Origin of the sequence: Luteimonas galliterrae, assembly GCF_023374055.1 — a bacterium.
Taxonomy (GTDB): domain Bacteria; phylum Pseudomonadota; class Gammaproteobacteria; order Xanthomonadales; family Xanthomonadaceae; genus Luteimonas_C; species Luteimonas_C galliterrae.
This window is the reverse complement of the sequence record NZ_JAMBEP010000001.1, coordinates 2004779-2029200: the sequence shown is the minus strand read 5'-3', so window position 1 is coordinate 2029200 and position 24422 is coordinate 2004779. Positions and strand designations below refer to the sequence as shown.

Genomic DNA, 24422 nt, shown 5'->3' with positions numbered 1-24422 from the left:
CCGCTCGCATCGCCGTGCGGCTACGCTGTCGTTCGGACCTCCGCTGCGCATACGCCGAAGTCCTTCCTGGAAACGACCATGACCGATACCTCTGCTTCAGCTTCAGGCATGCCGCGCGGCTTGGCCGTCGTGCTGGCGCTGACCGCCGTCTATGTGATCTGGGGTTCGACTTACCTCGGTATCCGCTTCGCCCTGGAAGGCGGCTATCCGCCGCTGCTGATGGCCGGCGGCCGCTTCCTGCTGGCCGGCCTGATGATGCTGGCGGTGCTGCGCTGGCGCGGCATGCCGCTGCCCACGCGCGCGCAGTGGAAGAACCTGGCGGTCATGGGTTTCCTGATGATGGGATTGGGCAACGGCATGGTCACGCTGGCCGAACAGTGGGTCTCGTCCGGGTTGACGGCCGTGGCGGTCGCATCGGCGCCGTTGTGGATGGGCCTGTTCGCCTCGATCCGCGGACAGCATCCCAAGCGCCTGGAATGGATCGGCCTGTGCATCGGTTTCGTCGGCGTGCTCTGGTTGAACGCCGGCAGCAGTTTGTCGGGCGAGCCGAAGGGGTTGATCGCACTGTTGATCGCGCCGATCGCATGGGCCTTCGGTTCGATCTGGAGCCGCGGCCGCGATATGCCGTCGCCGTTCATGAGCGCCGCCGGCCAGATGATCTGCGGCGGTGCGATGATGCTGGCGGCCGGCGCCGTCACCGGCGAAAGTTTCCAGGGCATGCCGACGTTGAAGGGCTCGTTGGCGGTCGTGTACCTGATCACCTTCGGCTCGATCATCGGCTTCACCGCTTATGTCTGGCTGCTCGACCACGTGCGTCCGACGCTGGCTGGCAGCTACGCCTACGTCAATCCGGTGATTGCGGTGATGCTGGGCGCATGGCTGGCCGCGGAAAGCTTCACCGCGCACGATCTCGGCGCGATGCTGGTCATCCTGCTGGGCGTGGTCGCGATCACGCTGGCCAAGGGCCGTGCGCCCAAGCCTGCGCCGCCGCGGACCGCCGACGAAACGCCATGAGCCCGATCCCCGTCCTCGACCGCCGCGGCCTGTGGGTGGCCGCCGCTTCGTTCGCGGTGTGGGGCCTGATGCCGCTGTACTGGCATCTGCTCAAGGCGGTGCCGTCGATGCAGATCGTGTTCCATCGCATCGTGTGGAGCACGGTACTGGTGATCGGCTGGCTGTGCTGGAAGCAAGGCCTGCAGTGGTGGCGGCAAGCCGTGGCCAAGCCGCGCGTGGCTTGGCTGTTGGCGCTCAGCGGCACGTTGATCGCATTCAACTGGGGCTTGTACATCTGGGCCGTGAATGCGGGCCATGTGGTCGAGACGAGTCTGGGCTATTTCATCAATCCCCTGCTCAACGTGGTGTTGGGCGTTCTGCTCCTGCGCGAACGCTTGACCGCCGCGCAGTGGATCGCGGTGTCGATCGCCGCCCTGGGCGTGCTGTGGCTCACCTTCAACTACGGCAGCTTTCCGTGGATCGCATTGGCGCTGGCCGCGTCGTTCGGTTTGTACGGGCTGATCCGCAAAGTGGCCGCGGTCGATTCGATTCCGGGATTGGGCATCGAAAGCGCCTATCTGTTCCTGCCCGCGCTGGCGATGCTGCTATGGGCGGAGACGCACGGGCAAGGCGGCTTCTTCGGCGGCTGGGGTTTGGCCATGGATGCGCTGCTGGTGTTCGGCGGCGCGCTGACGGCGTTGCCGCTGATAGGCTTCGCTTATGCGGTACGGCGCATTCCGTATTCGGTGATCGGACTGATGCAGTACATCGCGCCGACGATGCAGCTGCTGATCGGGGTACTGGTGTTCGGCGAGGCCTTCGACAACGATCGTGCGATCGGTTTTGCGTTCATCTGGGTCGGACTGGCGGTGTTCGCGATCGATGGCTTCCTGCGTTCGCGCAAGCGCGCCGTTCCTGCCGCCGCATAACTCGCCAATCGTCATCCCGGCGAATGCCGGGATCCAGCGCTGTGGGTTTGCTCCTCGTAGGTGCGAATTTATTCGCATGCTCTTGCCCCAAAAAAGCGTGCGAAAATTCGCACCTACGAAAGCGGTCGCATCAAGCGCCCGGGCAGGGCGCGCCGCCGTCCATCCAGGTCTTGAACGCGGCGACGAACTGGTCGTGCGGCACCGGCACCGGCTTGCGCTCGCCGCCAGGATTCCAGCCCCACAACACCAGCTTGTCTTCGCTGACGTGCTTGAACATGGCATCCAGGTCGCGGTCGCCGTTGCGCTTCTTGTCCTTGATCATCGCGCACAGTTCCGCGGCGGGCACGCCGATCCAGGCCATCTTCTGGTCCGGCGGCGGCAGCGCCCAATGCGGCGCGCCGGGCGGCGCGTGCGGGCCGTAGCTGGCCGGCGGGTTCTTCTCGGCATGGCAGGTCGCGCACGGCAATCCCGCGGCGCCTTTGCCTTCGGTGCCGCGCACCACGTTCATCATGTGCGGCGTTTGGTTGTCGAACTGCAGCGGCTGGTCGCCGGGAATGTGGCAGTTGCTGCAGCGCGGATGCTGGAACACTTTTTCGATCGTGGCGAAGGCCGCGACGGCCTGCGTCTTCTGCTCGGGACTCACGCGCGGACCGCAGGCGGCCAAGGCGAGGACGGCGAGGGCGAGTGTGGGGATGCGCATCGTCGTTTCCTCAGGCTTTGGCCGGCGCCAGTTGCAGCGGCAGTTCGCGCAAACGCTGTCCGGTGAGCGCGAACACCGCGTTCGCCACTGCGGGCGCGATCGGCGGCGTGCCCGGCTCGCCGACGCCGCCCATTTTTTCGGTGCTGGGCACGATGAACACCTCGACCGCCGGCATCTCGTTCATCCGCAGCACCCGGTAGTCGTGGTAGTTGGATTCCTGCACGCGGCCGTCCTTGAACGTCAACTTGGAATGCAGCGCCGCGCCCAGGCCGAAGGCGATGCCCGATTCCATCTGCGCGGCGACGGTCTGCGGGTTGACCACCGGACCGCAGTCGATCGCGCAGACCACGCGATGCACCTTGATCGCGCCGTTCTCGACCGACACTTCCGCGGCCTGCGCGACATAACTGCCGAAGGATTCGTGCACCGCGATGCCGCATCCGCGGCCCTGCGCAAGCGGTTTGCTCCAGCCGAATTTTTCCGCCGCCAGGTTCAGCGCGGCGAGATGGCGCGGATGATCTTTTAGCAACGCGCGGCGGTACTCCAGCGGTTCCTTGCCGGCCGCGTGCGCGAGTTCGTCGACCAGGCTTTCCATCACGAAGCCGTTGTAGCTGTGGCCGACCGAGCGCCACCACAGCACCGGAATGCCGGTCTTGGGCGAATGCAGGTCTACGCGATGCGCCGGCGTGCCCAGCACGTAAGGCGAATCGGCGACGCCTTCGACCGAGGTGCCGTCGATGCCGTTTTTGACCGTGAAGGGTTCGAACGGCGTGCCGGCCGTGATCGACTGGCCGACCATCACCTGCTGCCAGGCCACCGGCAGGCCGTCGGCGCCAAGGCCGACTTTGGCGCGTTGCACGTAGGCGGGACGGTAATACCCGCCGCGCACGTCGTCCTCGCGCGACCACACCGTCTTGACCGGCGCCTTCGCGGCCTTGGCCACTTCCACCGCTTCGGACACGAAATCCGAAACCGGCGTCGCGCGCCGGCCGAAGCCCCCGCCGAGGAAGGTGGTGTGGATGAAGATCTGTTCCGGCTTGAGGCCGGTGATTTTCGACGCGACCTGCTGGTCGACGGTCTGGAATTGGGTGCCGGTCCAGATCTCGCACTTGTCGGCGTCGATCTTCACTGTGCAGTTCAACGGCTCCATCGGCGCATGCGCGAGATAGGGCACGGCATACTCGGCCTCGACCGTTTTCGCGGCTTCCGCCATCGCTGCGGCGGCGTCGCCGGCTTGCACGGCGACCGTGCCCGGCATAGTGGCGAGCTTGGCGAATTCGCTGCGCAGCGCGGCGGTGTCGAGCGCTGCGTTCGGGCCCGGGTCCCAGTCGATCTTCAACGCATCGCGGCCCAGCTTGGCGGCCCAGTAGTGGTCGGCGACAACGGCGACGCCGCTGGGGACCTGCACCACGTTGCGCACGCCGGGCACCGCTTTCGCGGCGGCCGCGTCGAAGGATTTCGCTTTGCCGCCGAACACCGGCGCCCGCGCCACCATCGCCGTCAGCAGGCCATCGAACTGCACGTCCATGCCGAATTGCGCACGGCCGGTGATTTTTTCCGGCGTATCCAGACGCAAGGTCGGCTTGCCGATGATCTTCCAGTCCTTGGGATCCTTCAGTGTCAGCGATTTCGGATCCGGTGCGGCGAGCTTGCCTGCTTCGTCGGCCAATGCGCCGTAGCTGAGGCGCTGCTGTCCGGCCACGACTTCGCCTTTCTCCGTGCGAAGCTCGGACAACGGCACATTGAGGCGCGTGGCGGCGGCCTGCATCAGCATCGCGCGCGCGGCGGCGCCGGCTTGGCGGTAGCGGTCGAATTCGGACCACGTGGACGTCGAACCGCCGGTCATCTGCATGCCGAACGCCGAATGCGCGTACGGCTGTCCGGCCGGCGCGTGTTCGACCTTGATCTTGGACCAGTCAGCATCGAGCTCTTCGGCGATCAGCATCGGCAGCGCGGTCCAGATGCCTTGGCCCATTTCCGAATGCGCCAACAGCACGGTCACGCTGTCGTCGCTGCCGATGCGCAGGAAGGCATTCGGCGCGAACGGCGCGGCGGCGGCCGCAGCGGCGGTTTCCTGCGCCATCGCGAAGCGTTTGGCGCCAGGGACGACAAAGGCGACGACCAGGCCGCCGCCGACGATGGCGCCGGTTTTGAGGAAATCGCGGCGGGACGGATTGCGGACAGCGTTCACGGAAACCTCCGTTTTGGTGCTTTTCCTTCTCCCGTCGGGAGAAGGTGCCCGAAGGGCGGATGAGGGTTCGGCGCAGCGGCGATATCGACGAAATCGCGTACGCGTTACATGTTGGCGTTGCGATTTCAAACGCCGTCGCTTCGCCGAACCCTCACCCCAACCCTCTCCCGGGGGAGAGGGGGTCACAAACTAGGCTTTGCTCAATTCCGCCGCGCGATGCACCGCCGCGCGGATGCGCGGATAGGTGCCGCAGCGGCAGATGTTGCCGGTCATGGCTTGATCGATATCGGCATCGCTCGGCGACGGGATCTTGGCCAGCAGCGCTACCGCCGACATGATCTGGCCGGACTGGCAGTAGCCGCATTGGACGACATCCAGTTCCGCCCAGGCTTTCTGCACCGGATGGCTGCCGTCGGCCGACAGGCCTTCGATGGTGGTGATCTTCTTGCCCTCGACCGCGGCGACCGGCGTCACGCAGGAACGCAACGGTGCGCCGTCGACGTGCACGGTGCAGGCCCCGCATTGCGCGATGCCGCAGCCGAACTTGGTGCCGGTCATGCGCATCAGGTCGCGCAGGACCCAGAGCAGCGGCATGTCTGCAGGCGCATCGATGTCGCGCTCGCTGCCGTTGACGTGCAGTTTCATCGCGGTCTCCCTGGCGTCGGCTGGAGCTTCGAACAGCATACTATCGGCAGTGTGAAAAACTCACTTCCGACAGGTCGGCGATGAAGGCGCGATTTGGACCATGAGCGGGACAATGCCATCGGAATATGCAAGCCCGGCCACGGACGGCCTGCGCGCCGTGCTGGAAGCCGCGGCGGACGCCATCGAAACCCGCCAACCGGCGGTGTTGGCCCTGGTGGTCGAAACCGAAGGTTCGACTTATGTCGGGGTCGGTGCGATGGCGCTGTTCGGCGCGCCGGCCGGGCAGGTGGGTTGGCTCAGCGGCGGCTGCCTGGAGCCGGAGATCGAGCGGCGGGCCGGCGAAATCGCGCGGACATCGGCTATCGGTTGGATGGATATCGATACCCGCGACGATGAGGACCTGCTGTCCGGATCCGCCTTGGGTTGCCGCGGCCGCTTGCGCATCGCCTTGTTGCCGCTGCTCGCCATGCCCGGCTTCGAAGCCTTGGTGCGCGCTTGGCTCGTCGACGGCGCGGCGCTGGATTTCGACTTGGACCTTTCCGGTACTTTCGTCGCCGCGGCGGGCGACGCCGCACGCACCTGGCAACTGGCTGCGTCCGCGCCGGATTGGCCGAATGCGCAGGCCCAAAGATGGCGCATGCGCCTGCAACCGCCGCCGAAGGTGATCGTGTTCGGCGCCGGTCCGGAAACGCCGACGCTGTTGCCGTTGCTGCGCGGCATGGGTTGGATGACCACGCTGGCCGAGCGGCGTCCGCGCTGGCTGGCGTACGGCGCGGCCGCCGACCGTCTGATCGAAGCGATGCCGGCGGCCGCTTCGCAACGTGCGCCGTCGGCCGATGCGGCTTTGGTGATGCACCACAACTTCGAATTGGATCGCGAAGCCTTGTCGGTCCTGGCCGACGGCGCGATTCCTTTTGTCGGTCTGCTCGGGCCGGTGCGCAGGCGCGAAGACCTGTTTCGCCTGCTGACACCGGTGCAGCGCGCGGCCTTGTCCGCGCGTTTGCGTTCGCCGATCGGGTTGAAGCTCGGCGGCTCGGGCCCGCAGGCGATCGCGTTGAGCATTGCCGCGCAACTGCAGGCCTATCGCCATGGCGAGGCGCCGCGTTGAGCGGGACGCATGCCGCGGTGGTACTGGCGGCGGGCGGCAGCCGGCGCCTGGGCCGCGCCAAGCAGTTGCTGACGCGCGGCGGCGAAACGCTCGCGCATCGCGCCGCACGCTTGTGCGCAGAAACGTCGCCGCGACGCCTGTTGGTGGTCGTGGGCGCGTATCGCGAGGATGTCGCGCAAGCCGTCGCCGGCATCGGATGCGAACTCGTGGTCAACGACGAGTGGGAGCGCGGCCTCGGCAGCAGCCTGCGGACCGCCGCTGCGGCCTTGGTCGCGCACGAAGGGCCGACGCTGATCGTGGCTTGCGATCAGCCGGCGCTGGAATCCGCGCATCTGCGGCGCCTGCTCGATGGCGCGGCGGCGACCGGGCTGGGTTGCGCGGCGACGCTGCACGACGGCGCGCCGGGCATTCCCGCAGTGCTGCCGCCTTCGTGGCGGGAGCATGCCGGGCAACTGCAGGGCGACCAGGGCATGGGGCGCAAGCTACGCGAATTGCGGGCCGATGCGGTGTGGACGCTGGACGCGCCGGAGCTGGGGTTCGATATCGATAACGACGCCGACCTGCGGGTGGCGATCGAGCGCGGACTGCTGGACGACGTCAGCCTTTGACGTCGCTTGTCTCCTCTTTAAAAAAAGAGGGCCGGGGAGATTTGCTGTTGCTTTGTAGCGCGGAGCTTGTTCCGCTGCCTCTGCTTGTGGGTTTGTGGCGACCTGCCGGCCCTTCGGGCCGGGGTTTCGTCCGCTAAAACCGCGGCCGAGTTACTTTCTTTTTGTGGGGCCCAAAAAGAACAGTAACCAAAGAAAAAGGGCCTTTGGAAGGTGTCCCGGCGATGGGGTTACCTCGTGTTCTTGGCCATTGCTCGCCGGCCCTCGGGATTCCTCCGTCGCTTCGACATTTAGATCCGAGACGATCGACCAGAACGCCTCCTTAGCGCAAATCCGCAAAAGCCACGTCACCCATACGCTGCGAATCAAAATCTAGTACCTGCGTAAGAAGGTCACCTGCGACGAAAGCAGGTCCGCTGGCGTATTTTTAATCGCGACGCATCGCACCGCAGTTCAGGCCCTTTCTTGGGTTACTTTCTTTGGGCCAACAAAGAAAGTGACCCGGGCGCAGCCCGGAAGCCTTTGTCCATGGCGCGAGTCGCAGCGCGACCCGCGAGGACGCGGGCCTGGATCCCGGCATTCGCCGGGATGACGGCTGAAGGGCAAGCACAAGAGCAAGATGGGTCCCAGCGTTCGCTGGGATGACGGCCTAAGAGCGAACGGCCTAAGAGCGAACGGCCTAAGAGCGAACGGCTTAAGAGCGAAGAGCAGCGGAGCAAGCTTTGCTCTACAAGCTGAGGCGAATACGCTGGACCCCGCAATTTGATGACATACGAACGGACGGATTAGCGGATCGCCGACCATGCGATCAACGCGACGATCAGCGCGCCCGCCGCGTACACCACGACCCAAGCGCGTTGTGACGTGCGCCGCGCGCGCCGCACGATTTCGGTGGCGATCGCGTCGGCTTGTTCGATCATCGGCGCGGCCTCGGCCTGCGCCTGCTCGTAAGGCACGCCATCGCGGTCGAAGCAGGCATGCGCGCTACGCTGCAAATCGTCGTAGCGCGCATACAACTCCCGCTTGGGCAAGCGCTGCAATCCCTGCGGCGCGTCGGGCGGCATCAGGCCGCCCGCAAAGCCGTGGTCACCGGCAATCCCGCCGCGCGCAGCGCCGGGAACAGACCGCCGACGAAACCGATCGCCAACGCCCATTTGATGCCGGTCCACAGCACTTCGGGCGAGACGTTGAACTGGAAGGTCAGCTGGCCGACGCCGCCGGCGATAGTGGACGCCGTGTAGCCGTTGAAGATCAGCCAGGCCAGCACACCGCCCAGGATGCCGCCGAGCAGCGCCAGCAGCATCGTTTCCAGCATCACCGCCACTACGACCGGCACACTGCGGAAGCCGATCGCGCGCAAGGTCGCGATCTCGCGGGCGCGCGTGGCCACGGTAGCGAACATGGTGTTGAGCGCGCCGAAGACCGCGCCGATCGCCATGATCGATCCCACCACGATGCCGATGATGCGGATGATATTGGTCATCTGCTCGGACTGCTTGCTGAAATAGTCCAGCGTGGTGCTGATGTCCACATCGACGCGCGGGTCGCTGTCCAACGCGGCCTTGAAGGCCTTGAACGCCTTGGGATCAGACAGCCGCGCGGTCACCGAGGTGCGCGTGCTGCCGCGGCGATAGGTGGTGCCGACCACTTCGGCGTCGCCCCAGACTTCCGAATCCATCGCGTCGCCGGAAGAGAACACGCCGACCACGGTCCAGGTTTCGCTGCCGAGCTTGATCGGCTTGCCGACATCCAGCCCCGCGAACTGCCGCTTCGCACCCTGGCCGACCACGACTTCGCGCCGGCCGGTCTCGAACTTGCGGCCCTCGACAAGCTTGACGTCGGGCCGCACCGCCCACGCCTGCGGGCCGACGCCGCGCAGCTGCACGCTGCCGTCCTCGTCGGGACCGCCGTCCTTCAACGGCAGGTTGGCCGCAACTACCAACTCGGCCGAGGTCAGCGGACGCCCATCGGCGCCGCGCGCCACGCCGGGCGCCTGCTCGACCACGGTGACCGAGGCGCGATCCAGCGTGGACATCACCTCGGCGGCGGATGCGCCGCGCAGCACGATGGCGGTGTCCTCGCTGCCGCTCTTGCGCAGCGTCTCGCGGTAGCCTTCGGCCATCGCCAGCATCGCCACCAGCACGCCGACCACGCCGGCGATGCCGATCACGATCACCGACGACGAACCCAGCCGCTGGCTCAGCGTGCTGACGCCGATCTGCGTCACCGAGCCGGCCTGGCGGCCGCGCCGCGTGAGCAGCATCCACAGCGCGAACAGCACGCCCATGCCCAGCAGGAACGGCCAGGGCAGGAACAGCCACGCAGCGATGCCGATCAGGACCAGCAGGAACAAGCCGAAGCCGCGCAGGAAGGATTTCATTTTGCTCATGGTGGTTCTCCTAGCGGCCGGCCAATGCATCGACGATGTTCAGGCGCATCGCCCGCATCGCGGGCAGCGCGCCGACCAGCAGGCCGATCGCGATCATCAGGCCCAGGCCCAGCATCCAGCTATTCAATCCTACCGGCGGCATGTTGATCATGCCGCCGCTGCCGACGTTGATGATCGGGCCGAGCACCGCGGACAGGCCCAGGCCCAGCACGCCGCCGATCAACACCAGCAATATCGATTCCGCCAGCACCAGGCCGAGCACGCTGCCGTCCTTGAAGCCGATCGTCTTCAGCACCGCCAGTTCGGGGATGCGTTCGCGCACCGCCTGCGCCATCGTGTTGCCGGTCAGCAGCAGCAGGGTGAAGAACACCGCGCCCATGATCGAACCGACGATCAGGCCGATGTTGGCGGTCTGCTTCATCCAGTTGGCGAACGCCGCCTGCTCGGTCATGGTCTTGGTTTCGTAGGCGGAATTGGCCGACAGCGCATCGATCGCCTTGGCCACGCGGTCGGCCTGCGCCGGATCGGACACGCGCACCACGTACCAGCCGGTTTCGCCGCGGTTGTAGGGCGTGGACTCGTCGAAGTACTTCCACTGCATCAGCACCAGGTTGTCGTACCAGCCGCCGCTTTTCTTGTCCTTCGAGCGCATGGTGCCGACGATGTCGAAGCTCCAGTTCTTGCTGCCGTCGCGGTTGGGGAAGATGGTCGATTGCAGCGGGATCTTCTGGCCGACCTTCCAGCCGAAGCGCTTCATCAGCAGCTCGCCGACCAGGATGCCGGTGCGGGTGTTGTCGAAGGCTTCGCGCTGCTTGGGATCGACTTCGATTTCCGGATAAAGGTCCAGGTAGTTCGGCGCCACCGCGAAACTGAAGATCTGGTTGCGCGGATCCTGGTAGGCGCCGCCGAACCAGTTGGCGTAGGTGGCCGTCTGCACGCCGTCGACCTGCTTGATCCGCGCATCCAGGGACAGCGGCAGGGTCTGGATGAAGGACAGCTTGGAACCGGTCTGCAGGCGCGAAGCGCCGGCCGCGCTTTTGCCGGCTTCGGCGAAGCTTTCGCGCACGCCGTTGAGCAGGCCGAACAGCAGGAAGGCCGCCAGGATCGACAACAGCGTCAGGATCGTGCGCGTCTTGCGGCGGAACAGTTCGGCCCAGATCAGTGGAAGATATTTCATCGCCATGGCCTCTTAGCTTTTGCTTTCCCTTCTCCGTCCGGGAGAAGGTGGCGCGAAGCGCCGGATGAGGGTTCGGTGCGGGATGGAAGCCGGCGCTCGCGCCGAACCCTCACCCCAACCCCTCTCCCGGCGGGAGAGGGGCTCAAACTCACGCCGCGTGCTGGACCTGCTCGACCAAAGTGCCCTTGTCGAGATGCAGCGTGTGCGACGCGTACTCGGCGGCCTTGGGATCGTGCGTGACCATCACGATCGTCTTGCCGTGCTCGCGGTTGAGCAGTTGCAGCAGGCCCAGGATCTCCTCGGCCGACTGGCGATCCAGATCGCCGGTGGGCTCGTCGCAGATCAGCAGGGTAGGGTCGGACACGATCGCGCGCGCGATCGCCACGCGCTGCTGCTGGCCGCCGGACAGTTCGTTGGGCTTGTGCGATTTGCGGTCGGCCAGACCGACCAGCGTCAATGCGATCTCGGCGTTGCGCTTGCGCTGCGCGCCGCCCAGGTTGGTCAGCAACAGGGGCAACTCGACATTGCGCTGCGCGGTCAGCATCGGCATCAGGTTGTAGAACTGGAACACGAAGCCGACGTGGTGGCTGCGCCATTCCGACAGCTGGCCCGCGCCCATCCGGTCGATGCGCTCGCCGCCGACTTCGATCTCGCCCGAGGTGGGCGTATCCAGGCCGCCGATCAGATTGAGCAGGGTGCTCTTGCCCGAGCCCGACGGCCCCATCAGGGCGATGAAGTCGCCCGTGGCGATCTCCAGGTCGATGCCGTGCAGCACTTCGATCTTTTCCGGGCCGCGCTGGTAGGTCTTGGTGAGGTTGCGGGTGGAAACCAGGGATGCCATCGCGTAGTCCTCTTCTTTGGTTTTTAGGGCCGTCATTCCCGCGAAGGCGGGAATCCAGCGACTTTCCGCTTCTTTAAGGTCAGGAATCCATCACGCTAAGAGCCAAGTCGCTGGATTCCCGCCTTCGCGGGAATGACGGCTTAAAGGCAGCCACCACCCCGCACTTACCTACGACGAACGAAGTGTCAATTTTTCGACGCCTCGTCCTCCGCTATCCGTACTTTTGCGCCGTCCTGCAGTTCGGCCGGCGGATCCAGCACGACCACGTCCCCGCCGGACAGGCCGGACGTTACTTCGCGGTCGTCGCCCAGCGTGCGACCGAGCTTGAGCGGGCGCTGTTCGACCGCGTCCTTGTCGTCGCCAGCGATCACGAAAGCCACGTCGCCGCCGTCGCGCTTGGCGATGGCCGCCGCCGGCACACGCACGCCGCGCGGCGGCGCCTGGGTCGCGGCGGGCTTGTCCGGCTCCAGGAAGCTGACGTTGACGCCCATGTCCGGCACGATCCGCGGATCCTTGGTCTTGATCGCGATGCGCACCTTGACCGTGGCCTTGCCGCGGTCGGCGGCGGGAATGATCGCGATCACTTCGGCCGGGATCTTCCAATCCGGGTAGGCGTTGAGCGTGGCCTCGACCGGCATCTTCGGCTGCACGCGGCCGATGTAGGCTTCGCCGACGTCCACTTCGACTTCCAGCGAATCCATGTCGACGATGGTGCCGATGCCGGTGCGGGTGAAGCCGCCGCCGGCCGACAGCGGCGACACGATCTCGCCCGGCTGCGCGGCCTTGGCCGTCACCACGCCGGAGAACGGGGCGCGCACGATGGTGTTGTCCACGCCGATATCGGCGATCCGCAGCGAATCGCCCGCGACTTTGGCGTTGCGCTGCGCAGTGAGCAGTTCGGCGCGTAGCGAATCGCGCTGGGCCACGGCCTGGTCGTATTGCGAGCGCGACACGAGCTGGCGCTGCACCATCGACGACAAGCGCTTGGCATTGGCCTCGGCTTCGACCAGCCGCGCCTGCACGCTCTGCGCCTGGCTGCGCGCGGCGCCCAACTGCGCGGAGGCGAGCGAGCGCTGGGCGTCGGCGTCGATCGGATCCAGCGTGGCCATCACCTGGCCTTCCTTCACGGCCTGGCCTTCTTCGATCAGCACTTCGCGCACGCGCCCGGTGATCTTGGCCGAGACCGTCGCCATTCGCCGCGCGACAACATAGCCGCTGGCGTCGAGCACCGACGCCGATGCGCCGCCGGCCGCGATCGGCGTCACGCTAGCGGTGCGCACCTCGATGCCCTTGTCGCGCGCGAAGAACGCCCAGGCCGCGCCGGCCGCCAGCAGCAGCGCGGCGATCACGGCCAGCGCGATCCACAGCGCGCGCCGCGACGTCGGAGGCGGCGGCGCCTTGCGGTCGATGCGGAGTTCCTTCAACAGTTCGGAAGAGGCGTTCATCGCAGACTGGACGAGGGAAAGATGCGAAGTGTGACGGCAGAACGCGCATTTCGCCAACCGCCGCACGCATAGGGCCATGCTGCGCCGCGGCGTGGGCGGTGCGGCCGCCGATTCACGGATCGCAGCCTACGGACGGCCGCCGCCCGCGTCATCTGACGGCTGTCATCCCGAATACCTGATGGGCGCGACTGCCGCGGCGCGCGCGGCGGAGCGAATCTTATCCGCAATCGGAGAGGAGGACGGCCGCAATGACTTCGCAACAAACGGTACTTGCGCGACTGCGCGGTGCGCGCAAGGCGTACGGCAAGGTCCAGGCCTTGGACGGTTTGGACCTGGCGCTGCATGGCGGCGAATTGCTGGCCCTGCTCGGGCCCAACGGCGCCGGCAAGACCACCGCGATCGGCTTGCTGCTGGGCTTGGTCCGCGCCGATGCCGGCACGGTGGAATTGTTCGGACAGGATCCGCAGCGCATCCAGGCGCGACGCGGCATCGGCGTGATGCTGCAGGACGCCGCGCTGCCGGCGACGCTGCGCGTGGGCGAGCTGATCCGCCTGACCGCCAGCTACTACCCGTCGCCGCGCAGCCTGCAGGAAAGCGCGCAGCTGGCCGGCGTCGCCGATCTGCTGCAGCGGCCGTACGGCAAGCTGTCCGGCGGCCAGCAGCGTCGCGTGCAGTTCGCGCTGGCGTTGTGCGGGCGGCCGCGGCTGCTGTTCCTGGACGAGCCCAGCGTCGGCATGGACGTGCAGGCGCGGCAAAAACTATGGGTCGCGATCCGCCATCTGGTCGCCGAAGGCAATTCGGTCGTGCTGACCACGCATTATCTGGAGGAAGCCGAAGCGCTGGCCGACCGCGTCTGCGTAATGGCGCGCGGCAAGGCGATCAGCGAAGGCAGCGTCGACGAACTGCGCGCGCGGGTTTCGCTCAAGCGCGTGCGTTGCTCGACGCGGTTGGACGCCGAAGCCGTGCGCGCATGGCCGGAAGTGGTCGAAGCGCGGATGGACGGCGAGCGCTTGTGGATGTCGAGCGGCCGCGTCGAAGCGCTGTTGCGCCGCCTGCTGGACGCCGATGCGGGCGTATCGGCGCTCGAAGTGCAGGCCGCCGGCCTGGCCGAAGCCTTCACCGAACTCACCCGCGACGCCGATGAGGCCGTCGCCGAACAGCGCGAGGCCGCCTGATGGACGCCATCGACCTTCCCGCCGCCATCGATCGCGCGCCGCGCATGCCCGCCGGCCGCGTCCTGCGCGCCTATCTGCAGGAAGCGCGCAGCGAATGCCTGCGCTATCTGCGAAATCCGGGTTTCGTGTTGCCGACGCTGCTGTTTCCGGCCGTGTTCTATCTGATGTTCGGCGTCGTGCTGGGCCAGAAGAGCGGCGCCGATGCGCCGCGCTTCCTGCTCGCCTCGTACGGCACTTTCGGCGTGATGGCGCCGGGCCTGTTCGGTTTCGGCGTGTCGCTGGCGCTGGAGCGCGACGGCGGCCTGCTGATGCTCAAGCGCGCGCTGCCGATGCCGCCGGCGGCCTACCTGCTGGGCAAGATGGCGATGGCGGTCGCGGTCGCAGGCTTGGTCGTGGCGCTGCTGATGGCGCTGGCGGTCTTCGTCGCCCATGTGAGGCTCGAGCCGGCGCAGCTGCTGCGGCTGTTCGTTGTCGACATGATCGGCGTGATGCCGTTCTGCGCGCTGGGACTGTTGCTCGGCACGTTGGTGAAAGGGCAGGGCGCGCCGGCGCTGATCAACCTGGTCTATCTGCCGATGGCCTTCCTGTCCGGCCTGTGGTTCCCGTTGTCGGTGATGCCCAAGCTGTTGCAGCAACTGGCCCCGGTCTGGCCCAGCTATCACTTGAACATGCTGTCGCTGTCGGCGGTCGGCTTCGACACGGGTCCAGGCTGGCCGCATGCGCTCGTGCTGGCCGGATTCACGGCCGGCTTCCTGCTGCTGGCGGCGCGGCGCCTGCGCCGCTACGGCTGAAGTGGCATGATCGGCGCACGCAACCGTCCACGGATCGCCCGGTGACGTTCAAGATCTTCCCGGCCTGGCTGTCGCCCGCCCCGGACTCGGCCGTGGCGGCGATGGTCCGCCAGGGCAAATCGCCGTGGACCGATGGCGTGCACCTGCTGTGGTCGATCTGGGTGTTCATCACGCCGATCTTTTCGCCCAACGGCTACAGCGCGCGCTGGGCCTTGCTGACGCTGGCGTCCTATCCGCTGTTCGTGCTGCTGTACGCGATGACGCTGCTGGCGCCGCGGCGCATTTCCTACCGCTATGCGCTGGGCATGGTCGCGCTGAGCATGGCGATGCTGCCCGGTTATCCCGCCGGAATCAGCTATTTCATCTTCGGTTGCGTGATGCTGCGCACGGCCGACAAACGCAACGCGCTGGCTTACCTGGCCCAGCTGGCGGTGCTCAACATCGTGTTCGTGGGATGGGCGAAGTGGATCGGCTATCCATGGCAGATGCTGGTCTGGATACCGGCGATGACGATGATCATCGGCGTGATCGTCAACGTCGAGCGCGCCAACCAGGAGAAGGACGCCGCGCTCAAGCTGTCGCACGACGAAGTGCGCCGCCTCGCCGCCACTGCCGAGCGCGAACGCATCGGCCGCGACCTGCACGATCTGCTCGGCCACACGCTGTCGCTGATCACGCTGAAGCTCGAGCTGTCGCGCAAGCTGTTCGACCGCGACAGCGAAGCCTCGCGGCGCGAAGTGGAGGAGGCCGAAAAGATCGCGCGCCATGCGCTGGCCGAGGTGCGCAGCGCGGTCACCGGCATCCGCGCTACCGACCTTGCCGCCGAGTTGGCGTCGGTGCGGCTGCTGCTGGAATCTTCGATGGTCCACTTCGCCTACGATCCGCCGCCGGGCTTGCCGGCGGAGATCGAGCGCGCGCTGTCGCTGGTGCTGCGCGAGGCGGCCACCAACATCGCCCGGCACGCCCAAGCCACGCATGCCCAGGTCGCGTTCGCCTGCGAGGGCGATAGCGTGCGGCTGCGCATCGACGACAACGGCAACGGCGGCATCGTCGCCGACGGCAATGGCTTGTGCGGCATGCGCGAAAGGATCGCAGCGCTGGGCGGAACGCTGAGCATCGAGTCGCCCAAAGGCCAGGGCACGAAGCTGCTGGTGCGGGTGCCGGTCAAACCGCCACGCGCTTTCGCGGACGGCATGCCGTCTCACGCAGACGACGAACCTGCGCCGGCTCCCGGCGCGCGGTTGAACGCCGCATGATCCGGATCCTGCTGGCCGAGGACCAGGCGATGGTGCGCGGCGCGCTGTCGGCGCTGTTGGGCCTGGAGTCGGACATCGAAGTGCTGGGTGCGGCTGCCGACGGCGAAAGCGCCTGGCGCGAAGTGCAGCGGCTCAAGCCCGACGTGCTGATCACCGACATCGAAATGCCGGGGTTGACCGGCCTGGAATTGGCGCAACGCATCCAGCGCCATGAACTGCCGGTCAAGGTGGTCATCGTCACCACGTTCGCGCGCGCCGGCTTCCTGCGCCGTGCGCTCGATGCCGGCGTCGCGGGTTATCTGCTGAAAGATGCGCCGGCCGAGGATCTGGCCGAGGCCTTGCGCAAAGTCCATCGCGGCGGCCGCGCGATCGATCCGCAATTGGCGATCGACGCCTGGACCGAGGCGGACCCGCTCAGCGACCGCGAACGGCAGATCCTGCGGTTGGCCGGAGAGGGGCAGTCGGCGAACGAAATCGCATCGCAGTTGCGCCTGTCGCACGGCACCGTGCGCAACTACCTGTCCGAAGCGATAGGCAAGCTGGGCGTGGGCAACCGCATCGAGGCCTACCGATTGGCGCGTCAGAAAGGCTGGTTGTAAAGCGATTCGTACGGTCGGCCCGATACGGCCGTGCCGTAACAGTGACGAGAGCCACGTTTTTCGCAGGGCCGATCGCGGGCGGGGCGCGCGCCGGCCAGCCGGAGCGCATAATCGGGCCGGTTCCTAGCGAATCTGTTTTATGAAGAACGCCAAGATCCGCACTCAAACCGGATTGCTGATCGCGGCGCTGATCTTCGTGGCCATCGGTTACGCCGTCGTGGTCGGCGCGCAACGCCTGATCGCCGATTCGGAATGGGTCGCGCACACCAACGCCGTGATCGGGCAGTTGGACGAGCTGGAAGCGACCTTGCGCGACGCCGAATCCGCGCAGCGCGGCTACCTGCTGACCGGCGACGCGGATTACCTGGCCGATTACCGCAACGTGCGCGATCGGCTGCCTTCGACCTACGAAAAACTGCGGGCGCTGACGGCCGACAATCCGCAGCAGCAGGCCAGGACCCGCGTGCTGCAGTCGCAGATAGAGTTGCGCGCCGCGCAGATGGCCGCCACTCTACAGAAATACCAACAAGGCGGCCTGCCTGCGGCGCAAGCGGCGGTAGGCGCCGAAGTCAAGGACGTGTCGTCGGCGATCCGCAGGCAGAAGGCGCAGATAGTCGAGATCGAGGAAGCGCTGCTGGTCGAGCGCGACGCTTCCAGCCACGACAGCGCGCAGATGCTGAGGACCATCGCCCTGTTGGGGATTCCGTTGGGCCTGGCCGTGATCGCCGGCGTGTACTGGCTGCTGGTGCAGGAAGTGCGGCGCCGCGGGCAGGCCGAGGCGGCGACGTCCGACGCCAACGCGCAGTTGCACACCGGCCTCGCCCGGCTCAAGCGCAACAGCGCGGACCTGCGCGAACTGAGCCGCTACGGCAGCATGCTGCAGAGCTGCATAGAACCCGCCGAAGCCCTGCAGCTCACTTCGCGCATGCTGTCGACGCTGTTGCCCGGCACCGGCGGCACGGTCTACCGCATGCGCAACTCGCAGGACCATGCCGAAGCGATGGCGCACTGGGGCGAGCATGCCGCGGACAGCGCCGCGATGGTCGCGCCGGAGCAGTGCTGGGCGCTGCGCCGCGGCCAGCCGCAGATCATCGAGAGCGAAGGCATGCGCTGCGCGCATATCGATGCTTCCGGCAAGGCCGTTACCGCCTGCATCCCGCTGTCCGCGCAGGGCGTGCAGTTGGGCTTCATCTATCTCTCCGACGAAAATGCGGCTTTCCTGGCGCGCATGGACATCGTCGAGGCGGCCGCCGAACAGTTGTCGATGGCGTTATCCAATCTTTACCTGCAGGAAAGACTGCGGTTGCAATCGATCCGGGAGCCGCTAACCGGCCTGTTCAACCGGCGCTACCTGGAAGAAGCGATGGCGCGCGAGTTGTCGCGCTGCATGCGGCGCGGCCTGCCGCTGTCGTTGATGATGCTGGACCTGGACCACTTCAAAGCGTTCAACGATGTGCATGGCCATGCCGGCGGCGATGCGCTGCTCGCCGCGTTCGGGCAACTGCTGCAGGACCAGACGCGCGGCGAAGATATCGCCTGCCGTTACGGCGGCGAGGAATTCACCCTGATCCTGCCGGAAGCCGACCTCAATACGGCGATGCAGCGCGCCAACGCGATCCGCGCCGGCGTGGAAGCGCTGCACGTGCAGCACCTGGGCCGCGAACTGCCGAAAGTGACGGTATCGATCGGCCTGGCCGGCTTCCCGGGCGACGGCAACACGACCGATGCGCTGCTGCGCGCCGCCGACGAGGCGCTTTACCGCGCCAAACGCAACGGCCGCAACCGGGTCGAACAAAGCAACACCCCGATCCGCGCCTGATCGTAGCCCGGGTAAGCGCAGCGCACCCGGGACGGACGTGCTTGTACGACGTACTTCGTCGCGGCGGGCATCCCGGGTGCGCTGCGCTTACCCGGGCTACGACTTACGCGAACCGGGATTTGAGCATCGCGTACGCGGCGCGCAGGCCCTGCGCTTCGCCGCCGGCGGGTTTGCCCGGCCGGTCGCTGTCGTTCCAGGCATACACGTCCAGGTGCGCCCACGCCTGCTGCGCGGGCACGAAGCGCTCCAGGTACAGCGCAGCGGTCACGCTGCCGGCCATGCGCGAGCTGCCGGCATTGGCCATGTCGGCGATGCTGCTGGTCAGGTAGCGCCAGTAAGGCCGCCATAACGGCATGCGCCACACCGGGTCGCGCACTTGCGCGCTTGCGCCCAGCCAGGCGTCGGCGACCGCGTCGTCGTTGCTGTAAAGCGCCGGCAGGTCCGGGCCCAGCGCGATGCGCGCCGCACCGGTGAGCGTGGCGAAGTCGATCAACAACTGCGGCGATCGTTCGCCTGCGTAGACCAGCGCATCGCCCAGGATCACGCGGCCTTCGGCATCGGTGTTGTCGATCTCCACGCTCACGCCCGAGCGGGTCGCGATCACTTCGCCGGGGCGGAACGCATCCGGTCCGATCGCGTTTTCCACCGCCGGGATCAGCAGCGTCAGGCGGATCGGCAACTTTTGCGACATGATCAGTTCCGCCAGCGCCAGCGCGTGCGCGGCGCCGCCCATGTCCTTCTTCATGTTGCGCATGCCGTCGGCAGGCTTGATGTCCAGGCCGCCGGTGTCGAAGCACACGCCCTTGCCGACCAGGGCGACGTGCGGATGCGATGCGTCGCCCCAACTCAACTCGATCAGGCGCGGCTCGCGATGCGAGGCGCGGCCGACGGCGTGGATGGCGGGGAAATTCTGCTTCAGAAGTTCGTCGCCGACGATGCTTTCGAACTGCGCGCCATGCGTCTTGGCGATGTCGCGCGCGGCGTCTTCGAGTTCCTGGGGGCCCATGTCCTGGGTCGGCGTGTTGACCAGGTCGCGCACGCGCAGCGACGCGGCCAGCAGCGCCAGCGTTTCCGCATCCGGGGCTTCGGCGGCCAGGCGCGACGGCGCACGCGTGGGTTTCTTGTAACGCGCGAAACGATAGCTGCCCAGGCCCCAGCCCAGCTGCAGCGCTCGTTGCGCATCGGCGGGCAAGTCGTTCGCCAGCGCCCAGTCGCCCGGCGGCAGCGCGAACGGCGCATGCGCATAGGCGAACGGATCGAGCGGATCGCCGATGCCCAACACTGCGCCGGCGATGCCGTTTTCGCCGGGCAACAACAGCAGGCTGCCGGAGGCCGCGTCGAACGTCTGCGCATCGATCCATTGCCCGATGCCCGGGGTTTGCGACTTGCGCCATTCGTCGAAGCCGATGCGCTGCACGCAGTACAGCGGCAACGCCTTGCTTCGGTCCGAAGCGAAACCATTCGGCGGGTTCATGCGGCGGCGGTATCCGGTCGGCGGTGGGAATGCGCGTCCAGCCAATCGGCCAGGGCGGCGAGCGTCTCGAAATGCAGGTCGGGTTGCGGATCGCGATGCGGCCAGGGCCGGCCGTCGCGGTTGATCCAGCAGGTGCGCAGGCCGGCGCGCGCGGCGCCGACCACGTCCATCTCGACATCGTCGCCCACATGCAGCACTTCTGCGGGCGCCACGCCGAGCCGTTCGCAGGCGGCGTGGAAGATGCTGGGCTCGGGTTTGGCTGCGCCGTGTTCGCGCGCGCCGAGCTGGAAGCGGAAGTGCCCGGCCAAGCCGATCAGCTGCAGATCGGCGTTGCCGTTGGTCAGCGCTGCCACCGGCAGGTGCGCGGCGATGCGTGCGAGTGCGTCGATGCTGTCCGGATAGCAGTCCACCTGGTTGCGCGCGGCGTGGAAGGCATCGTAGGCGGCATCGGCCAATGCGGGGTCGCCGCCGCTCTCGCTCAGCGCGCGTTGCAGGGTCATGCGGCGCAGGGTGCTGAGGTCGTGGATCAGTTGCGGGTTTTCGGCGAAGACGCGGTCGCGCAGGGCGCGCATTTCCGGGATCGGGAACATGGCCGCGGTGGCGGGGCTGTGTTCGCGCATCCATTCGTCGAGCACGCGCTCGATGCGCTCGCCGATCGGCGCAAACGGCCACAGCGTGTCGTCGAGATCGAGGGTGATGGCGCGGACGGGGAAGCTCACCCGGGGCATTTTACGGGAAATAGGCCGCAGGCCTCTTTAGACTGTCATCCCCGACGTACCCCGGGAACCAGCGCCTTGGCTTGTCTCCCCTCTTTGAAAAAAAGGGGCCGGGGAGATTTGCTGTTGCTCTGTAGAGCGGGGCTTGCCCCGCTGCCTTTGCTTGAGATTCTCGCGATCTGCCGGCCCTTTGGGCCGGGGTTTCGTCCGCTAAAACCGCGGCCGAGTTACTTTCTTTTTGATGGGCCCAAAAAGAACAGTAACCAAAGAAAAAGGGCCTTTGGAAGGGATCCCGGCGATGGGGCTCCCCCGCGTTCTTGGCCCTTCTCACCGGCTCTCGGGATTCCTCCTTCGCTTCGACATTCAGATCCGAAGCGATCGACCCGAACGCCTCCTTAGCGCAACTCCGCAAAAGCCACGTCACCCATACGCTACGAATCAAAATCTAGTACCTGCGTAAGAAGGTCATCTGCGACGAAAGCCGGGCCGCTGGCGGACTTCAGGTGCGACGCATCGCACCGCAGTTCAGGCCCTTTCTTGGGTTACTTTCTTTGGGCCAACAAAGAAAGTGACCCGCGCGCAGCGCGGAAGCCTTTGTCCATGGCGCGAGTCGCAGCGCAACTGGCCAGGACGCGGGCCTGGATCCCGGCCTCGCCGGGATGACGGCTTAAGGGCAAGGGCAAGAGCAAGATGGGTCCCAGCGTTCGCTGGGATGACGGCTTGAGAGCGAACGGCTTGAGAGCGAACGTCTTAAGAGCGAACGGCTTAAGAGCGAGGAGCAGCGGAACAAGCTCCGCTCTACAGAGCCGGAGCAAGAGCAGCGGGGCGAGCCTTGCTCTACAGAGCCAAAAGGGGTCGGTCGTTGAGGTCACTCGAGCAACTTGGCCCAGCCCTCCAAACCTTCGATCCGCCCCAGCACGATCTTCACGCACACCAGCAGCGGCACCGCCAGCAGCAGGCCGATGATGCCCCACAGCCAACCGAACAGCATCAGCGCCAGGATCAGCACCAGCGGCGACAAGGCCATGCGCCTGCCGAGCACGATCGGCGTGACAATCTGGCCTTCGATCGTATGCAGCGCCAGATAAATCGCCGCCGGCGCCAAAGGCGACCACTCGTAGTCCGGCCACAACCCCTCGAACGTGACGAAGCCCATCAATAGCATCAGGCCCACCCCGATCAACGGCCCGACATAAGGCGCGAAGTTCAACAGCGCCGCCACCGTGCCCCACAACAGCGCTTCCTGCACCTCCAGACCCAGCGCGTAAAGCGAAGCGGCCACCGCCAGGCCCAGCAGCGTGTTGATGAGGCTGATGGTCAGCACGTAACGCGAAATCTCCAGCTCGATCGACTGCAGGATGTCCACGGTCAGCTTCTTGCGCTGGCGCGTGGGCAGCAGCGCGATCGCATTGCGCTGCAGGTTCTCGCCGAAGGTCATGAAGAAGAACGTCAGCAGCACCACCGCCAGCACCGAGGCCAGCATCTTCGGCGTGGCGGTCAGCGACTTCCACGGATCGGGGTCCTGGATGGTGACCACCTGCACCTTGCGCGTGTTCGGCTCGCTGGCCGCGCGCGCGAAAGATTCGGCGGCCTTGTTGGCCTGCTGCATCGGCTGCGTCATCTGCCGCAGCTTGGGCGCCAGCACGCGCAGTTCCTTGGGGATCTGCTGCATCCATTCGCCGGCCGGCACGATCAGCTGGCGGCCGAGCAGCACCGCGCCGGCCAAGCCCAGCGCCAGCACCAGCAGCGCGCCAAGGAAGCGCGGGATGTACATGCGGCGCAGTCCGCGCAGGATGGGGTTGCCGATCAGCGCGAAGAACATCGCCAGCAGCACCGGCAGGATCATCTCCTGCGCGGCCCAAAGCGTATAGCCGACCGCGAGCACGGCCAGCACGACGAGCGCCATGGACGCGCGCGGACGCGGCGGCGGCGCGGGCGGTTCCGGCGAGGCGTCGGGCGCGGATACGGCGTCGGGCGATGCGTTCATGTTCGGAATTCGGCGCGGGTGCGAACGATAAGGCTTTTTCGCGTGTGCGCCGTGTTAGGGACGGGGTTTCGCGAGGTGGAGCATTCACGATGTCCTCTCCCGCTTGCGGGAGAGGATGCCCGCAGGGCAGGAGAGGGAGCGTGAGCGGAGCGAAGCGTGCTTTTTTGTTTTTCCTGTGACATCGCGCGAAAAGCCGGCCCCTCTCCCTGGCCTTCGGCCTGTCCCTCTCCCGCAAAGGGGAGAGGGAAAAGCCTAGCGCTCGGACAGCTCGGTTGCGGCTTCGGCTGGACGCGGGGCGACGACGACCGGTTCGGGCGTCGCAGCCGGGATATCGCCTGCATGTGGCGCCTGGACGGCGGCATCGGCCGCCACGTCGGCCTTGTCCGCAGCATGCTCGGCCTCATCGGCGGCCGAACTGGCTTGAAAGGAAGCGAACAGGCCCGACAGCGCCGTGACCAATTGCAGGACGCGCGTGCCGCTGCCTCCCAACGCGCCCAGCTTGCCCAGCGTCTGCACCGGATCGCTGCGCCCGACCACGAAACCGCTGATCAAGCCCGCCACCACGATCCGCAACGGCGTCCAGCTGTCGCGCCAAGTGGTGCGCAGCGTCTGCCATTGGTCGCGAGTCTGCTGCAGCCGGCCTTCGAGCAACTGCTCGCGGCGCGCGACGCGGTGCTTGAGTTGCTCGAATCTCATGCGCGCGCTTCCGGAGGCGGCGTAGGCGAGGTTTCGTCGCTGTCGTCGGCCTCGTCGCCGATGCCCAGCCGCGCCAACTGGCGCCGCGTCGCATGCAGTCCGGTGTAGTCGAAGAAGCGGCTCACGCGCCAGGCCGCGATGCCGGCGACCGCGGCGCTGAGCAAAGCGCAGAGCGCGATCGAGGCCAGCCACGACCAGCCCGAAGCCTGCAGCAGCGCGATCGCCGCCGCCATGATCAGCAGCCAGGCCGAAGCGCCGAACACGATCGCCACGCCGACCCAGGCCATCGCCCGTCCGAAGGCGCTGCGCGCCAGCGCCAGGTCGGCGATGAGCAGTCGGCGCAGCGCGCGGCCGCTGTCCACCGCCGCTTCGAAGCTGGCTTTGCCGGCCGCACCGACCCGGCGCACGCTCTCATCCAGGTGCGGCGGCTTGTCCGCTGGTGCAGGCCGCTGCGGCGGCGCCCGGCCTTCGTCGTCCGGCGCTGGATTGGGATCGCTCACGCGCCCAGCTTACTTGTTGCCGGAACGCGCCACCTTGGCGATCAGCCAGCCGGCGGCGAACGCGATGCCGAAGGCGGTCAGCGGACGCTCGCGGATCAGTTCGGACGCGCTGTCGAGCACGTCGCGGCTCTTGTCCATCAACACATCCATCTGCTCGCGCGCGGCCTCGCCCAGGTTTTCGGCGGCGGCGATGCCGGCCAGCGCGCTGTCGGCGAGTTCGGACTTCACTTGCGCCTTGCCCAGCCGCAGTTCGTCGCCAGCGACGCTGGAAGCGCCCTTGATCGCTTCGCCCGCGGCCGAGGCCGCCTGCTTGATGTGGTCGCCGGCTTCGCCGAGATTGCTCTTGATGGCGTCGCTGGCGGTGGGTGACATGCTCATTGCGGACT

At 66.9% G+C, this 24422-nt stretch carries 23 protein-coding genes; 9 read left to right on the top strand and 14 right to left on the bottom strand.

Translation table 11 applies throughout. The annotated features are described in order from the left end of the window. Positions 1-78: 78 nt before the first annotated feature. Complete coding sequence (gene yedA, locus M2650_RS09405; protein ID WP_249473611.1) at positions 79-1014, top strand: drug/metabolite exporter YedA; 936 nt, start codon at positions 79-81, stop codon at positions 1012-1014. After that, complete coding sequence (rarD, locus tag M2650_RS09400; protein ID WP_249473608.1) at positions 1011-1922, top strand: EamA family transporter RarD; 912 nt, start codon at positions 1011-1013, stop codon at positions 1920-1922. The genes yedA and rarD overlap by 4 nt, the downstream gene beginning before the upstream one ends. A gap of 130 nt (positions 1923-2052) precedes the next feature. Here rarD and M2650_RS09395 read toward each other — a convergent pair whose 3' ends face one another. The 3 genes from M2650_RS09395 to M2650_RS09385 all read right to left on the bottom strand — a co-directional run bounded on the left by M2650_RS09395 (position 2053) and on the right by M2650_RS09385 (position 5458). Next, positions 2053-2622 (bottom strand): hypothetical protein, encoded by a 570-nt coding sequence (locus tag M2650_RS09395; protein ID WP_249473606.1) that lies wholly within the window; start codon positions 2620-2622, stop codon positions 2053-2055. A 10-nt stretch (positions 2623-2632) separates the two neighbouring features. Beyond that, positions 2633-4813 carry a xanthine dehydrogenase family protein molybdopterin-binding subunit gene (locus M2650_RS09390; RefSeq protein ID WP_249473603.1) on the bottom strand — a complete coding sequence of 727 codons (2181 nt, stop codon included), beginning with the start codon at positions 4811-4813 and terminating at the stop codon, positions 2633-2635. Between the two features lie 189 nt (positions 4814-5002). Continuing rightward, complete coding sequence (locus M2650_RS09385) at positions 5003-5458, bottom strand: (2Fe-2S)-binding protein (RefSeq protein ID WP_249473600.1); 456 nt, start codon at positions 5456-5458, stop codon at positions 5003-5005. A 100-nt stretch (positions 5459-5558) separates the two neighbouring features. Here M2650_RS09385 and M2650_RS09380 point away from each other — a divergent pair, with 100 nt between their 5' ends. Then, on the top strand, positions 5559-6566 hold the full coding sequence (locus M2650_RS09380) for an XdhC family protein (RefSeq protein ID WP_249473597.1): 1008 nt from the start codon (positions 5559-5561) through the stop codon (positions 6564-6566). Further along, positions 6563-7174, top strand: coding sequence for a nucleotidyltransferase family protein (locus M2650_RS09375; protein WP_249473593.1), 612 nt, complete (start codon positions 6563-6565; stop codon positions 7172-7174). Before M2650_RS09380 ends, M2650_RS09375 begins: the two co-directional genes overlap by 4 nt. Before the next feature lie 782 nt (positions 7175-7956). On the opposite strand, the gene M2650_RS09370 is transcribed toward M2650_RS09375, so the two are convergent. The 5 genes from M2650_RS09370 to M2650_RS09350 form a co-directional block, all read right to left on the bottom strand. Then, on the bottom strand, positions 7957-8235 hold the full coding sequence (locus tag M2650_RS09370; protein ID WP_249473590.1) for a hypothetical protein: 279 nt from the start codon (positions 8233-8235) through the stop codon (positions 7957-7959). Beyond that, positions 8235-9551 carry an ABC transporter permease gene (locus M2650_RS09365; RefSeq protein WP_425602539.1) on the bottom strand — a complete coding sequence of 439 codons (1317 nt, stop codon included), beginning with the start codon at positions 9549-9551 and terminating at the stop codon, positions 8235-8237. Before M2650_RS09365 ends, M2650_RS09370 begins: the two co-directional genes overlap by 1 nt. Before the next feature lie 19 nt (positions 9552-9570). Beyond that, positions 9571-10737 carry an ABC transporter permease gene (locus M2650_RS09360; protein ID WP_249473581.1) on the bottom strand — a complete coding sequence of 389 codons (1167 nt, stop codon included), beginning with the start codon at positions 10735-10737 and terminating at the stop codon, positions 9571-9573. Positions 10738-10885: 148 nt separating this feature from the next. Continuing rightward, positions 10886-11578 (bottom strand): ABC transporter ATP-binding protein, encoded by a 693-nt coding sequence (locus tag M2650_RS09355; protein WP_249473578.1) that lies wholly within the window; start codon positions 11576-11578, stop codon positions 10886-10888. Between the two features lie 185 nt (positions 11579-11763). Beyond that, positions 11764-13023 (bottom strand): efflux RND transporter periplasmic adaptor subunit, encoded by a 1260-nt coding sequence (locus M2650_RS09350; RefSeq protein WP_249473574.1) that lies wholly within the window; start codon positions 13021-13023, stop codon positions 11764-11766. A 248-nt stretch (positions 13024-13271) separates the two neighbouring features. Between M2650_RS09350 and M2650_RS09345 the strand changes: the two genes are divergently transcribed. The 5 genes from M2650_RS09345 to M2650_RS09325 all read left to right on the top strand — a co-directional run bounded on the left by M2650_RS09345 (position 13272) and on the right by M2650_RS09325 (position 18663). Beyond that, a complete protein-coding gene (locus M2650_RS09345; protein ID WP_249473571.1) occupies positions 13272-14198 on the top strand; it encodes an ABC transporter ATP-binding protein in 927 nt (308 codons plus the stop codon). Further along, the gene (locus tag M2650_RS09340; protein WP_249473568.1) at positions 14198-14989 is read left to right on the top strand and encodes an ABC transporter permease; all 792 of its coding nucleotides are present in this window, start codon (positions 14198-14200) and stop codon (positions 14987-14989) included. The genes M2650_RS09345 and M2650_RS09340 overlap by 1 nt, the downstream gene beginning before the upstream one ends. Positions 14990-15042: 53 nt before the next feature. Beyond that, a complete protein-coding gene (locus tag M2650_RS09335) occupies positions 15043-16245 on the top strand; it encodes a sensor histidine kinase (RefSeq protein ID WP_425602538.1) in 1203 nt (400 codons plus the stop codon). Further along, a complete protein-coding gene (locus tag M2650_RS09330; RefSeq protein WP_249473564.1) occupies positions 16242-16844 on the top strand; it encodes a response regulator transcription factor in 603 nt (200 codons plus the stop codon). The genes M2650_RS09335 and M2650_RS09330 overlap by 4 nt, the downstream gene beginning before the upstream one ends. 139 nt (positions 16845-16983) lie before the next feature. Beyond that, positions 16984-18663 carry a sensor domain-containing diguanylate cyclase gene (locus tag M2650_RS09325; protein ID WP_249473562.1) on the top strand — a complete coding sequence of 560 codons (1680 nt, stop codon included), beginning with the start codon at positions 16984-16986 and terminating at the stop codon, positions 18661-18663. Positions 18664-18766: 103 nt separating this feature from the next. Here the strand turns inward: M2650_RS09325 and M2650_RS09320 are convergent, their stop codons facing one another. The 6 genes from M2650_RS09320 to M2650_RS09295 all read right to left on the bottom strand — a co-directional run bounded on the left by M2650_RS09320 (position 18767) and on the right by M2650_RS09295 (position 24408). Then, entirely contained in the window at positions 18767-20137 is a 1371-nt protein-coding gene (locus M2650_RS09320; RefSeq protein ID WP_249473555.1) for a leucyl aminopeptidase family protein, read from the bottom strand. Then, positions 20134-20856 carry an HAD family hydrolase gene (locus M2650_RS09315; RefSeq protein ID WP_249473553.1) on the bottom strand — a complete coding sequence of 241 codons (723 nt, stop codon included), beginning with the start codon at positions 20854-20856 and terminating at the stop codon, positions 20134-20136. Before M2650_RS09315 ends, M2650_RS09320 begins: the two co-directional genes overlap by 4 nt. 865 nt (positions 20857-21721) lie before the next feature. Next, entirely contained in the window at positions 21722-22840 is a 1119-nt protein-coding gene (locus M2650_RS09310) for an AI-2E family transporter (RefSeq protein WP_249473550.1), read from the bottom strand. 252 nt (positions 22841-23092) lie between these two features. Next, a complete protein-coding gene (locus M2650_RS09305) occupies positions 23093-23536 on the bottom strand; it encodes a hypothetical protein (RefSeq protein ID WP_249473546.1) in 444 nt (147 codons plus the stop codon). After that, complete coding sequence (locus M2650_RS09300; protein WP_425602516.1) at positions 23533-24036, bottom strand: phage holin family protein; 504 nt, start codon at positions 24034-24036, stop codon at positions 23533-23535. The genes M2650_RS09305 and M2650_RS09300 overlap by 4 nt, the downstream gene beginning before the upstream one ends. A 9-nt stretch (positions 24037-24045) precedes the next feature. After that, positions 24046-24408 (bottom strand): hypothetical protein, encoded by a 363-nt coding sequence (locus tag M2650_RS09295; protein ID WP_249474350.1) that lies wholly within the window; start codon positions 24406-24408, stop codon positions 24046-24048. Positions 24409-24422: the final 14 nt, after the last annotated feature.

Bases quoted from the DNA above. Each gene is read 5' to 3' on its own strand.
- yedA (WP_249473611.1), top strand. From the start codon at position 79: ATGACCGATACCTCTGCTTCAGCTTCAGGCATGCCGCGCGGCTTGGCC.
- rarD (WP_249473608.1), top strand. From the start codon at position 1,011: ATGAGCCCGATCCCCGTCCTCGACCGCCGCGGCCTGTGGGTGGCCGCC.
- M2650_RS09395 (WP_249473606.1), bottom strand. From the start codon at position 2,622: ATGCGCATCCCCACACTCGCCCTCGCCGTCCTCGCCTTGGCCGCCTGC.
- M2650_RS09385 (WP_249473600.1), bottom strand. From the start codon at position 5,458: ATGAAACTGCACGTCAACGGCAGCGAGCGCGACATCGATGCGCCTGCA.
- M2650_RS09380 (WP_249473597.1), top strand. From the start codon at position 5,559: ATGAGCGGGACAATGCCATCGGAATATGCAAGCCCGGCCACGGACGGC.
- M2650_RS09370 (WP_249473590.1), bottom strand. From the start codon at position 8,235: ATGCCGCCCGACGCGCCGCAGGGATTGCAGCGCTTGCCCAAGCGGGAG.
- M2650_RS09365 (WP_425602539.1), bottom strand. From the start codon at position 9,551: ATGAAATCCTTCCTGCGCGGCTTCGGCTTGTTCCTGCTGGTCCTGATC.
- M2650_RS09360 (WP_249473581.1), bottom strand. From the start codon at position 10,737: ATGAAATATCTTCCACTGATCTGGGCCGAACTGTTCCGCCGCAAGACG.
- M2650_RS09355 (WP_249473578.1), bottom strand. From the start codon at position 11,578: ATGGCATCCCTGGTTTCCACCCGCAACCTCACCAAGACCTACCAGCGC.
- M2650_RS09350 (WP_249473574.1), bottom strand. From the start codon at position 13,023: ATGAACGCCTCTTCCGAACTGTTGAAGGAACTCCGCATCGACCGCAAG.
- M2650_RS09345 (WP_249473571.1), top strand. From the start codon at position 13,272: ATGACTTCGCAACAAACGGTACTTGCGCGACTGCGCGGTGCGCGCAAG.
- M2650_RS09340 (WP_249473568.1), top strand. From the start codon at position 14,198: ATGGACGCCATCGACCTTCCCGCCGCCATCGATCGCGCGCCGCGCATG.
- M2650_RS09330 (WP_249473564.1), top strand. From the start codon at position 16,242: ATGATCCGGATCCTGCTGGCCGAGGACCAGGCGATGGTGCGCGGCGCG.
- M2650_RS09325 (WP_249473562.1), top strand. From the start codon at position 16,984: ATGAAGAACGCCAAGATCCGCACTCAAACCGGATTGCTGATCGCGGCG.
- M2650_RS09320 (WP_249473555.1), bottom strand. From the start codon at position 20,137: ATGAACCCGCCGAATGGTTTCGCTTCGGACCGAAGCAAGGCGTTGCCG.
- M2650_RS09310 (WP_249473550.1), bottom strand. From the start codon at position 22,840: ATGAACGCATCGCCCGACGCCGTATCCGCGCCCGACGCCTCGCCGGAA.
- M2650_RS09305 (WP_249473546.1), bottom strand. From the start codon at position 23,536: ATGAGATTCGAGCAACTCAAGCACCGCGTCGCGCGCCGCGAGCAGTTG.
- M2650_RS09295 (WP_249474350.1), bottom strand. From the start codon at position 24,408: ATGTCACCCACCGCCAGCGACGCCATCAAGAGCAATCTCGGCGAAGCC.